Annotated in this window: 12 protein-coding genes; 8 read left to right on the top strand and 4 right to left on the bottom strand. The window is 65.6% G+C overall.

Features of this window, described 5'->3' with window-relative positions:
• Positions 1 to 373 precede the first annotated feature (373 nt).
• Positions 374 to 1,033 carry a potassium channel family protein gene (locus BLS55_RS09890; RefSeq protein ID WP_092154770.1) on the bottom strand — a complete coding sequence of 220 codons (660 nt, stop codon included), beginning with the start codon at positions 1,031 to 1,033 and terminating at the stop codon, positions 374 to 376.
• A 252-nt stretch (positions 1,034 to 1,285) separates the two neighbouring features.
• Positions 1,286 to 2,650, bottom strand: coding sequence for a TrkH family potassium uptake protein (locus BLS55_RS09885; RefSeq protein ID WP_092154776.1), 1,365 nt, complete (start codon positions 2,648 to 2,650; stop codon positions 1,286 to 1,288).
• Positions 2,651 to 2,895: 245 nt separating this feature from the next.
• On the opposite strand from BLS55_RS09885, the gene thiC reads away from it, so the two are divergent.
• On the top strand, positions 2,896 to 4,176 hold the full coding sequence (thiC, locus tag BLS55_RS09880) for a phosphomethylpyrimidine synthase ThiC (RefSeq protein ID WP_092154768.1): 1,281 nt from the start codon (positions 2,896 to 2,898) through the stop codon (positions 4,174 to 4,176).
• A gap of 319 nt (positions 4,177 to 4,495) precedes the next feature.
• Here thiC and BLS55_RS09875 read toward each other — a convergent pair whose 3' ends face one another.
• Together BLS55_RS09875 and BLS55_RS09870 are read right to left on the bottom strand one after the other, a co-directional pair.
• On the bottom strand, positions 4,496 to 5,197 hold the full coding sequence (locus BLS55_RS09875; RefSeq protein WP_092154766.1) for a hypothetical protein: 702 nt from the start codon (positions 5,195 to 5,197) through the stop codon (positions 4,496 to 4,498).
• A 188-nt stretch (positions 5,198 to 5,385) separates the two neighbouring features.
• Positions 5,386 to 5,886: a VUT family protein gene (locus BLS55_RS09870; RefSeq protein ID WP_092154764.1), complete on the bottom strand. Its 501-nt coding sequence runs from the start codon at positions 5,884 to 5,886 to the stop codon at positions 5,386 to 5,388.
• A gap of 148 nt (positions 5,887 to 6,034) precedes the next feature.
• Here BLS55_RS09870 and era point away from each other — a divergent pair, with 148 nt between their 5' ends.
• From era to fliQ, 7 genes are all read left to right on the top strand, one after another.
• On the top strand, positions 6,035 to 6,958 hold the full coding sequence (gene era / locus BLS55_RS09865) for a GTPase Era (protein WP_092154762.1): 924 nt from the start codon (positions 6,035 to 6,037) through the stop codon (positions 6,956 to 6,958).
• A 4-nt stretch (positions 6,959 to 6,962) separates the two neighbouring features.
• Entirely contained in the window at positions 6,963 to 7,676 is a 714-nt protein-coding gene (locus BLS55_RS09860) for a YggS family pyridoxal phosphate-dependent enzyme (RefSeq protein WP_092154760.1), read from the top strand.
• A gap of 51 nt (positions 7,677 to 7,727) precedes the next feature.
• Complete coding sequence (locus BLS55_RS09855; RefSeq protein ID WP_092154758.1) at positions 7,728 to 8,378, top strand: flagellar basal body-associated FliL family protein; 651 nt, start codon at positions 7,728 to 7,730, stop codon at positions 8,376 to 8,378.
• Positions 8,379 to 8,444: 66 nt separating this feature from the next.
• Positions 8,445 to 9,029, top strand: coding sequence for a flagellar motor switch protein FliN (fliN, locus tag BLS55_RS09850; protein ID WP_092154756.1), 585 nt, complete (start codon positions 8,445 to 8,447; stop codon positions 9,027 to 9,029).
• On the top strand, positions 9,022 to 9,504 hold the full coding sequence (fliO, locus tag BLS55_RS09845; protein WP_092154754.1) for a flagellar biosynthetic protein FliO: 483 nt from the start codon (positions 9,022 to 9,024) through the stop codon (positions 9,502 to 9,504). Before fliN ends, fliO begins: the two co-directional genes overlap by 8 nt.
• On the top strand, positions 9,437 to 10,234 hold the full coding sequence (gene fliP / locus BLS55_RS09840; RefSeq protein WP_257243208.1) for a flagellar type III secretion system pore protein FliP: 798 nt from the start codon (positions 9,437 to 9,439) through the stop codon (positions 10,232 to 10,234). Before fliO ends, fliP begins: the two co-directional genes overlap by 68 nt.
• Before the next feature lie 38 nt (positions 10,235 to 10,272).
• On the top strand, positions 10,273 to 10,542 hold the full coding sequence (gene fliQ / locus BLS55_RS09835) for a flagellar biosynthesis protein FliQ (RefSeq protein WP_092154752.1): 270 nt from the start codon (positions 10,273 to 10,275) through the stop codon (positions 10,540 to 10,542).
• Positions 10,543 to 10,578: the final 36 nt, after the last annotated feature.

Here is a 10,578-nt window from a genome sequence, read left to right as displayed (position 1 = left end):
AGATTCAGGGCATTGCAACGTTGGAGTGCCCTGGCGGCTGGGTGAGCAGACGCCCGCGAGGCGTAACTACAATATATTTGTGCTGTTAAGCGCTGAAACGAGCGTGCCGTACACGTTGAGCATGCCTGTTCTCAAAGGTAATCTGCTCCAGGGAAGGAATGCGGACGGCGAAGGCGGCGGAAAAACCCTCCTCAGACGACACAACGGGCACACCTTGAACGGACGGGTTCGCACCGTTCCAGAGCGCCGTCGCGCTGACGCGATTTCCCCCGGCCATTGCGCATGGCGCGCCCCTTCCATATTACGGCTGCCTTTTCCTGGGAGGTGGGCGCGGGCGCGCGTGGGCCGCAGCCCGGCCAGGATCCCCGCCCCGTCAGGGCTGCAGTTCCCCCATGGCGTTGGCCCGGCCCGCCACCACCAGTGTGTCGCCCCGGTGCAGCACCGTCATCGCCGGCGGCACAAACATAAAAGAATACTCCCCTACCGGACGGATGCCCAGCACCATAACGTTGAAGCGCTGCATGAGGTTGAGATCGATGAGGGTTTTTCCGTCCCACTGGTCCACGCGCAGTTCCTGAATGGCAATGCCGCCGTACTTGGGAATGAGGTCCAGCATGCCGGGATAGGTAAGCTGGTGCGCGGCCATAACCGCGGCCTCCATTTCCGGCACCAGGGCGCGGTTCACATGCAGGCGCTGCAGGATCTTCTTGTGCTCCTCATTGGAAGCCTTGACCCAGATTTTGGGGCCGCCCAGCTCCTGCACGTTAAGGGTAATGCTCAGGGACTGCTCCACGCTCTGACCCACGCTGATGACCACCCAGTCCAGATCCTGCACATGCAGGGAGCGCAGCACGGCAATATTGGTGGCGTCCGCCTTGTACACCGAATCCAACGCTTCTTCGGCCCGCTGCACCGGGCCCTCGGCCTGGTCTATGCCCACCACGGTATGCCCCAGCGAAACCAGGGTGGTGGCCATGCGCAGGCCGAATTTGCCCAGGCCGATGACGCCTATTTCCTGTTTTTTTTCCGCCATATGTTTTTTCTCCCGCGCGGGGCTGTCCGGCCCGTGCGGCGCCGGAGCAAGCGCCCTGCGCGCCTTACACTTTGAGAATGTCTATTCTCAAAGGCAATCTGCCCCAGGGCATTGCAACGTTGCAATGCCCTGGCGGATCTGCGTGAGCAGACGCCCGCTGTGGAGGCGTAAGCGCAATTTATTTGCGCTGTTAAGCGCCGAAACGAGCGCGCCTTACACTTTGAGAATGCCTATTCTCAAAGGCAATCTGCTCTAACCAATGGGCAGCTCAGTTTCCGCTACCGTATACGCCTTGCGCGGCTGCAGGCTCTGCACGGCCATGAGCAGGCTGAGCAACCCCACGCGCCCCGCAAACATATTAATCATAATAATGACCTTGCCCCCGGCGCTGAGCTGGGGGGTCAGATCCAGAGAAAGCCCCACCGTGCCCAGGGCCGATACGGCCTCGAACAGAATGCCCAGCAGCGAGGGCCCCGGCGGCTGCGCGCCGCCCAGAATGCCGTGCTCGGTAATGCTCAGCGCAAACGTGGTCAGGCCGATGAGCAGGGAATAGACAAAAAACAGGGTCAGGGCGCGGGTGACGTTGCCCCGCGGCACGCCCCGCCCTTCCAGCACAATCTGCCGGTCGCCGCGAAACTGCGCCGCCACATAGCCCGCCAGCACGCGAAAGGCCACCACCTTAATGCCCCCGGCACAGGATCCCGGCCCCCCGCCCACAAACATGAGGGCCATGAGCACCAGCAGCGAGGCCTCGCTCAGGGCGGTGGTGTCCACAATATTAAAGCCCGCCGTGCGCGCCGCCACGGACTGGAACAAAGCCGTGCTCGCCAGGGCCGCGCCCTCGCCCAGGTCCGCCTCATTGCCCGTGCGCAGGTGCTCAATGCCGTAGATGAGCGCCGCGCCGAAAAGAACTAGAAAAAGCGTGGTCTTGAGCACCAGACGGCTGAAGCGGCTGAAGCGCCGCACCGGCGCGCCCAGCCTGCCGCCCGTGCACAGGCCCAGGCACTCGCGCAGCACGCCGAAGCCCACCCCGCCCAGAAAGACGCTGCTGCAAATGATGCCGATGACCACCCAATCCTGCCGAAAGCTCATGAGATTGTTGGAATTGAGCGAGAAACCGGCGTTGCAGAAGGACGAAACCGCATGGAACACGGCGCTGAAAGGATAAAAGGCCACAGGGTCGTGCCAGTAGAGCAAAAAGGCCGCCACAGCCTCTATGCTCAGCACCAGCCCCAGCACCTGAAACAGAAAAGCCCGCAGGCTGAAGTCCCCGCCGAGCAAGGCCTGGCTTACGGCCTCGCGGCTGGAAAAAGGCACGGCCTTGCGCCAGAGCAAAAAAATGATGCTCGTATAGGTCATGACGCCCAGACCCCCCAGCTGCATGAGCGCCAGGAGCACAACCTTGCCCAGCGGGCTCAGCACCGCGCCCACGTCCACCGGGGAAAGCCCCGTGACGCATACGGCCGAGGTGGACAGAAACGCGGCGTCCACAAAGTCCAGCTCCCGGCCGGGACGGCAGCTGGCGGGCAACCGCAGCAAAAGCGCGCCCAAGGCGATGACCAGCAAAAAAGAATAGACCGGCCAGGTAAAGGGACTGAACAGACGATTGCGGCGCATGCTCCCCATGTATGCCACCAGAGGCCCGATTGCAAGCGGGGAGCTTTACAAGCGGACGCGCCAGGGCTATGTTGAAGCCGAGCTAGGGGAGCCGCAAGCCGTTCAGGCTTGCTGCTGAGAGTGGGCCAACCCAGACCCTATGAACCTGACGCAGTTCGCACTGCCGGAGGGAAGCCGCGGCCACATGCTGTCACCCGCTGCTTGTGGCTTTTTTCGCGCCCTGCGTCGCAACCCGCGAGGCACCCATGTCCCGACAACTCCTTTCCCAGAACGCCGCCCTGCGCGGGCTGCTCGACCGGCACCTCGCCGACCTGGCCAGCCAGGAGCAGCTTGCCCCCGAAACCGTCACCGACGCCCTGGAAGCGGGCAGCATGGTCCTGCTGGGCAACCCCGCCCATCCGGGCCTTGAGCCCATCCTGGTGGGCCAGCCCGCCAGCGTCAAGGTCAACGCCAATATCGGCACATCCCCCCTGTGCAACTGCCCGCATACTGAAGAGCGCAAAATCAAGGCCGCGCTGGATGCCGGGGCCCATACGGTCATGGATCTTTCCATCGCCGGGGATCTGGACGCCCTGCGCACGGGCATGCTGGCGGCCTGCCCCCGGCCCCTGGGCACGGTGCCCCTTTATGCCGTGGGCCAGCGCATCCTAGACGCGGACAAAGACATCGCCAGCATGCACCCGGACCAGCTTTTTGACGAGATTGCCAAACAGGCGCGCCAGGGCGTGGACTTCATGACCGTGCACTGCGGCCTTTCCCGCCGTGGTGCGGAAATGGCCGTCAAAAACAACCGCGCGCTGGGCATCGTTTCGCGCGGCGGCTCCATGCTGGCCCGCTGGATGCTGGAAAACGACCGCGAAAACCCTCTGCTGGAAGATTTTGACCGCCTGGTGGAAATCTGCCGTCCCCACAACGTCACCCTTTCCCTGGGCGACGGCCTGCGCCCCGGCGCGGGCGTAGACGCGGGCGACGCGGCCCAGTGGGAGGAAGTCATCAACCTGGGGCAACTGGCCCGCTACGCTCTGGAGCGCGGCGTGCAGTGCATGATCGAAGGCCCCGGACATGTGCCGCTTAACCAGGTGCGCACCCAGATTCAGGGCATCAAGCGCCTTACCCACAACGCCCCGCTCTATGTGCTGGGCCCCTTGTGCTGCGACAGCGCCCCCGGCTACGACCACATTGCCGGGGCCATTGGCGGCGCGCTGGCCGTGGAGGCGGGCGTGGACTTCCTCTGCTACCTTACCCCGGCCGAACACCTGACCCTGCCCGACGAGGCCGACGTGCGCGCCGGGGTCATGGCCTCCCGCGTGGCCGCGCAGGTGGGCGAAGTGGCCTTGGGCCGCCCCCGCGCCGTGGCTCGCGAAGCCGCCATGAATCAGGCCCGCCGCGCCCTGGACTGGGACGGCATGGCCAAGGCCGCCCTGGACCCCGGCACCCTGGCCAAACGCCGGGAGGCCCACAAGAGTGAAGAAGTCTGCGCCATGTGCGGCAAATTCTGCGCCGTAAAGATGCTGCAGGGCAAATAAGGCCACAGTGCGGGGCGGCGCGCCGGAAGGGCGTCGCTCCGCCGCCTTGCGGCCGGAAAGCAGCTGGCGCATGGAGCGGATTACCTTCTTTTAAGAACAGGCATTCGTAATGCTTAGGCACGCTCGTTCCGGCGTGTAACAGCGCAGCAGTGCTGCGCTTTGCGCCTTTACGGCAGGCTCTGCTCACGCCGCCGCCAGGGCTTTTCAAAGTTGAAATGCCCCAATACAACGGCGCGCCACGGGAACCCGCGGCGCGCCGTTGTTGCGCCCGGCATGGGCGGGGCCGCTCCGGCCCTGCCATGCAGAAAAATCGCGTGCGTTACAGTTTGGTCACGCCCTGGTTGTCGGCGCGGTTGTCCGGCGCGAGCTTATCCGGCGCGAGCTTATCCGGCGCAGGGGCATCGGGCGCAGGGGCATCGGGCGCGGGCTTGCGCGGTGCGGCGGGCGGCGTCTGTTTTTCCTGCGGGGCGGCCCCGGCGGCGTACTCCTTGGCCGTGCCTTCCAGCATGGCCTGGCCCACCACCAGCCAGCGCTCGCCCTTCTTGCGCAGGGCCAGCCAGCTGGTCATGCCCGCAGGCGTGGTGACCTTGGCCACGGCGGCGTCCTGCCCCAGCTCCGTCACCTGCGCCTTGCGCAGGCTTTCCGGCACCCAGGGGCAGTCGGGGGTTGCGGCCGTGCGGCACTGGGCCGCCAGTTCGCCCGTGCTCACGCCCCGGGTGTACTGTTTGCCGAGCCGGGCTTCCATATCGATAACGCTGCCCAGCAGCTCGTCCATGCCGCCCAGGCCCAGCATGCGCCCCATGGAATCCAGGGTGCTCAGGGCCTGATCGTCGCGGGTCATGTTTTTGACCTGGTTGGCGGCAAAGGCTTTCAGATCCATCTGGGCCAGAAAGGCCGCGCTGTCGTTCTTGCTCAAGGCGTCGGCCTGGGCGTCAAGGGCCTTCTGCGGACCGGAGGTCGTGCAGCCCAGGAGCGCGCCCGCCAGCAGGCAAGGCGCAAAAAAACGGGAAAGTGCTTTCATGGCGAGTTCTCCTGCGCGCCGGAAGTTCCCTGACGCGCGCTGGCGGTATGGCCCAGGCTGACCGCGCCTCAGGGCGTTCCGCCTGGGAAGGGGGAAAATGCTGCGCCGGGAAACAAAGACGCCGCGCTAGCCCCTTACGCCCGCGGCAAACAAGAAAAACCGGGGCGGCGTCCTGTTGCGGGCTCCTGTTACGGGCGCGGTTCGGCCAGGGCGTATTCGCGCAGTTCGCGCCGCCGCACCAGCCAGAAAACCAGCAACGCGCCCACCAGCTTGCTCAGGCTCATGATGACCACAGACCAGGGCGTGGCCAGGCCGATGAGCCCCAGAAAAACGATGCTGTCCAGCGGCGCGCCCAGCAGGCTGGAAAGCAGGATGCGCTGCGAAAAAGGACGCCGGGTAAAGGTGTACAGCGCCCAATCGCCCAGTTCGCCCACGGCGAAGGCGGCGGCGCTGGCCACGGCCAGTTGCGGCGTGGCCATGTACCAGCTCACCACGCAGCCCACCAGCATGGCCCAGAGCACATGGTGCCCCACGCGACGCTGGGCATAGTCCCGCACCACAAAAATGAAGCCCACCACCAGGGACATGGGCGGCCACATTTCGCCGTTGGGCAGCGCAATGAGCGGCGTAACGGCAAAGCCCCAGTTCACGCCCACGATGAGGGCCATATAGGTAAACAGCGTAAACATGCGAGCAGAGTAAGCGCCCCCCGCGCGCGCGTCAAGACCGCCCGCTTGACCCCGGCGCGCGGATGTGGGACAGAAAGACTGTTTTGACACTGTTTCCACAAGGCCCGCCACGCGGGCGCAAGGCCGGCCTCGCCGGCCGGGAGAAGGCATGACGGACCAGCACCACCGCTGTGGCCGGGTGGCCCTTATGGGGCCGCCCAATGCGGGCAAATCCACCCTGCTCAACGCTCTTCTGGGGCAGAAGGTGACCATTGTCACCCCCAAGCCGCAGACCACGCGCAACCAGATTGTGGGCATCCTCACAGATCCGGGCTCGCAGATCATCTTTATGGATACGCCGGGCCTTACCCAGCTGCGCGGCCGCCTGAGCAAAACCATGCTCCAGGCCGTCTGGCAGAGCCTGGGCCAGGCGGACGTCATCATGCCCGTGCTGGACGCCCACCTCTACATCCGCCACCCGGAATTCCTGGAGCGCGACCTGGCCCCCGTGGCCCAGGCCCTTGCCAGCGATACGCGCCCCATGATCGTGGTGGTCAACAAGGTGGACCTGTTTGCGGATAAAAGCCGCATGCTGCCGCTGCTCACCACGCTGCACGAGATGTGGCCCGGGGCCGAAATCTTCCCGGCCTCGGCCCTGCTGCGCGACGGCCTGCCCGAGCTGGCGGCCCTGGTGCGCTCCCGCCTGCCGCAAGGCCCGGCGGAGTTTCCTGAAGACCAGATCTCCACGGCTCCCCTGCGCTTCATGGCGGCGGAGATCATCCGCGAAAAGCTCTTTCTGCACCTGCGCCAGGAGGTGCCCTACGCCGTGGCCGTGGATGTGGAAAACTGGGAAGAAGATGCGGAGCGCGGCCAGACCCTCATCCAGGCCGTCATCTATGTGGCCCGGCCCATGCACAAGGCCATGGTCATCGGCCGGGCCGGGGCGGGCATCAAGGAAATCGGCACCGAGGCCCGCAAGGATATTATTGAGCTGGTGGGCGGCAAGGTGCACCTGGAGCTCTGGGTCAAGGTGCGCGAACACTGGACGGAAGACGTGGCCTTTCTGCGCGATATGGGCCTCATGGCGGAATAGCAATATGGAAAGCCCCTTGCTGCAGCGCTACCGGAATCTGCAGGAGCGGCTGGAAGCCGCCTGCGCCCGCGCCGGACGCCCCCGCGCTGACGTGACCCTGGTGGCCGTTTCCAAGCTGCACCCCGCAGCGGACATCGCCGCCCTGGCCCGTATCGGACAAGCGGATTTCGGCGAAAATTACGTCCAGGAGGCCTTGCAGAAGCAGGCCGACCTGGCGGCGGACCCGGCCTGCGGCAGCGTTCGCTGGCATATGATCGGGCATGTGCAGCACCGCAAGGCCGCCCAGGTGGCCGGGGCCTTCCATCTGCTGCACAGCCTGGACTCCCGCCGCCTGGCCGAGGCTCTGGAGCGGCGGCTGGCGGCGCAGCAACAGCGTCAGGCCGTGCTTATTGAAGTGAACCTGGCTGCAGAGACGCAAAAATCCGGCCTGGGGGCTGAGGATTTGCCCGCACTGGCCGATTATGTCTGTGAAGGCTGTCCGCACCTGGAGCTGCGGGGGCTCATGTGCCTGCCCCCGGTCTTTGATGCGGGCGATGCCGCCCGGCCCCACTTTGCCCGGCTGCGCGACCTGCGCGACGCCCTGAGCCTGCGCCTGGGCCTGCCCCTGCCGGAGCTTTCCATGGGCATGAGCGGCGATTTTGCCGGGGCCGTGGCCGAAGGGGCCACCCTGGTGCGCATCGGCACGGATATTTTCGGCCCGCGCCCCGCCAGGGGCTGAGCCCTGGCGCAAGGCTGGCCGGGGGCGGATTGAACGGTTCTGGAGAACACTATGGCGGCCAAGGAAAAAGAAGCGCCGGCCCTGCCTGAGGGGCAGGCCGAAAATCCCAAAAAGCGTTCGCGCCTTAAACGCATCATCATTATTGCGGCCATCCTGCTCATGACCCTGAGCGGGGCCGGATTGGGCGCATACTGGTGGCTCTACCTGCGCACGCCCGCCGCGGGCGACGCCGCGCCGGAAGCCCCGGCGGCCGCGGCCCCCGCAGACGGGCAAAGCCACGGGCAGGCCAAAACGCCGGGCAGCGCGCCGGGCGGGCAGGCCGCGCCGGGGCAGGCCGCCCCGAACGGCCAAAGCGAACCCCAGGGCGCGCGCATTGAGCGGCAAAGCGATCTGCCCCGCAGCGCGGGCATGGTGCTGCCCTTGCCGCCCGTCACCGTCAACCTGGCTGACCCCGCGGGGCGCCGCTACCTCAAACTGGGCATGGAGGTGGAGGTTAACGCCGACGTCTCCAAGGAGCTTCAGACCAACAGCGCGCGGGTGCGCGACGCGGTGATCATGCTTCTGGCGGGCAAAAGCTATGCGGACATAGCCTCCCCGGAGGGCAAAATTCTGCTCAAGGCCGAGGTGGCGGCCCGGCTCAACCAGATTCTGGGGGCGCAACGGGTTATCCGCGTGTATTTTACGGATTTTGTGGTGGAATAACGCCGGGGCGCGACCCCGGTTGCAGCGCCCGGCCCTGAAGCCGGAGGCGCTGGCGTGAGGTGGACAATGGCGCAGGACGATCAGGAAGCTCTGGCCGCCCAGTGGGCGGCGGAACTGGAAAAGGAAGCGCAGGGCAAGGACGCGGCCCCCGCCGGGGCGGCGGACCAGAGCGCCCCCGGGCCTGCCGCCGGCGACGCGGAGGGCAGTGCGGGCGGCGACGCCAAGCAGGACGAAGACGCCCTGGCCGCCCAGTGGGCCGAGGCCCTGGCCAAGGACGAGGAAGGCAAAGAATCCGCCGCGCCGGAAAACGCCGGGCTGAGCGGACACGCCGTGGACGCCCACTTCAGGGACATGACGGAAATGGCCCGCCAGCCCAGGGACAACAACCTCAAGCGCGAGCTGGACTTTATCCTGGACATCCCCCTGGACGTCTCGGCGGAACTTGGCCGGACCCGCCTGCTCATCAACGAGCTGCTGCAACTGGGCCAGGGCTCCGTGGTGGAGCTCAACAAACTGGCGGGCGAGCCGCTGGAGGTCTACGTCAACGGCAAGCTGGTGGCGCGCGGCGAGGCCGTGGTCATTAACGAAAAATTCGGCGTGCGCCTCACGGACATCATCAGCCCCATTGAGAGGGTCAAACAGCTTGGCTAGCCCCACGCCCCTGCTTTCAGGCTTCATAGCCCTGGCGGACGCCGGCGGGCAGGCCGCGGGCGTGGCCGCCGGACAAGGCGCCGGTCAGGCCGCAGCAAGCCAGGCGGCCGGTCAGGCCGCGACCCTGGGGCAAAGCGCCTTCAGCTGGGGCGGCTATGCCCAGGCCATCGGCGTGCTGTTTCTGCTGCTGGGGGTGCTCTGGCTGGCCGTCTGGCTGGTCCGGCGCTTCGGCAAGTTCAATTTTATGCCGCGTCCGGGGGCTCTGCCGCGCGGCGCGCTGGTCATGGAGGCCCAATTGCCCCTGGGACCGCGCAAGGGACTTATGGTGGTACGCTTCTTGAATAAAAGGCTGCTGCTGGGGGTTACCGACCAGCAGATTACCCTTTTGCACGAGGAAGAGGCGCACCATGAGCCACCCGAAACCCCTTTTCAGCAGGCTATGGATCAGGCCCGTCGCGACGCTGACGGCCGCTAGCCTGCCCCTCCTGCTCCTGCCGGGCCTGGCCCAGGCCGCGCAGGACATTGCCACGCCAGCCCTGCAGCTCACCCTTTCGGGCGGGGTCCAGTCGCCGGAAAAAGTCTCGGTCCTGCTGGAAATTCTTTTTCTGCTCACCGTGCTTTCCGTGGCTCCGGCCATCATGCTCACGGTCACCAGCTTCACCCGCATCATCATCGTCTTCAGCTTTCTGCGCCAGGCCATGGGCGTCCAGCAGCTGCCGCCCACCCAGATTCTGGCGAGCCTCGCCATTTTTATGACGGTGGTCATCATGTTCCCCGTGGGCAAGGAGATCAACGACCAGGCCCTCCAGCCCTACCTCAGCGAACAGATCGACTACAAAGTGGCCCTGGACCGCGCCCAGGCCCCGCTGCGCACCTTCATGTTCAAGCACACGCGCGAGAAGGACCTCTCCGTCTTCTACGCCATCAGCAACATGGAGGCCCCACGCAACAAGGACGAAGTCCCCACCATGCTCCTGGCCGCCGCTTACGTCATCAGCGAGCTGAAAACCGCCTTTACCATCGGCTTCCTCATCTACATCCCCTTTCTGGTGCTGGATATGGTCATCTCCAGCGTGCTGCTGGCCATGGGCATGATGATGCTGCCGCCCATGATGGTCTCCATGCCCTTCAAGCTGCTGCTCTTCGTCATGGTGGACGGCTGGAACCTGCTGGTGGGCTCGCTGGTCAACAGTTTTCTCTTATAATCCGCAACGCGCGCCGCACGGCGCGGGGAGACCCTCCCATGACACCCGATTTCGTCGTCGGCTTCGGCCGCCAGGCCATTGAACTCTGCCTCATGATGGCCCTGCCCATGCTGGCCGTGGGCCTGGGCGTGGGCGTGGTGGTCAGCGTCATTCAGGCCGCCACCCAGATCCAGGAAATGACCCTGACCTTCATCCCCAAGATCGTCTGCATGTTCCTGGCCCTGCTTTTGGCCCTGCCCTGGCTCATGGAGCGCATGATCACGTTCACCAGAGAGGTCATCATTAATATTCCCAACTACATACGGTAGCACCCCCCTGCCGCCGCCGGACGCTCCCCGGCCGGT

This window comes from Desulfovibrio legallii (assembly GCF_900102485.1).
In the GTDB taxonomy this organism is placed as follows: Bacteria; Desulfobacterota; Desulfovibrionia; order Desulfovibrionales; family Desulfovibrionaceae; genus Desulfovibrio; species Desulfovibrio legallii_A.
This window is presented reverse-complemented; position numbering and strand designations above follow the sequence as displayed.

Excerpts from the sequence above, each read along its gene's own strand:
- BLS55_RS09890 (WP_092154770.1), bottom strand. The coding sequence starts at position 1,033 with ATGGCGGAAAAAAAACAGGAAATAGGCGTCATCGGCCTGGGCAAATTC.
- BLS55_RS09885 (WP_092154776.1), bottom strand. The coding sequence starts at position 2,650 with ATGCGCCGCAATCGTCTGTTCAGTCCCTTTACCTGGCCGGTCTATTCT.
- thiC (WP_092154768.1), top strand. The coding sequence starts at position 2,896 with ATGTCCCGACAACTCCTTTCCCAGAACGCCGCCCTGCGCGGGCTGCTC.
- BLS55_RS09875 (WP_092154766.1), bottom strand. The coding sequence starts at position 5,197 with ATGAAAGCACTTTCCCGTTTTTTTGCGCCTTGCCTGCTGGCGGGCGCG.
- BLS55_RS09870 (WP_092154764.1), bottom strand. The coding sequence starts at position 5,886 with ATGTTTACGCTGTTTACCTATATGGCCCTCATCGTGGGCGTGAACTGG.
- era (WP_092154762.1), top strand. The coding sequence starts at position 6,035 with ATGACGGACCAGCACCACCGCTGTGGCCGGGTGGCCCTTATGGGGCCG.
- BLS55_RS09860 (WP_092154760.1), top strand. The coding sequence starts at position 6,963 with ATGGAAAGCCCCTTGCTGCAGCGCTACCGGAATCTGCAGGAGCGGCTG.
- BLS55_RS09855 (WP_092154758.1), top strand. The coding sequence starts at position 7,728 with ATGGCGGCCAAGGAAAAAGAAGCGCCGGCCCTGCCTGAGGGGCAGGCC.
- fliN (WP_092154756.1), top strand. The coding sequence starts at position 8,445 with ATGGCGCAGGACGATCAGGAAGCTCTGGCCGCCCAGTGGGCGGCGGAA.
- fliP (WP_257243208.1), top strand. The coding sequence starts at position 9,437 with ATGAGCCACCCGAAACCCCTTTTCAGCAGGCTATGGATCAGGCCCGTC.
- fliQ (WP_092154752.1), top strand. The coding sequence starts at position 10,273 with ATGACACCCGATTTCGTCGTCGGCTTCGGCCGCCAGGCCATTGAACTC.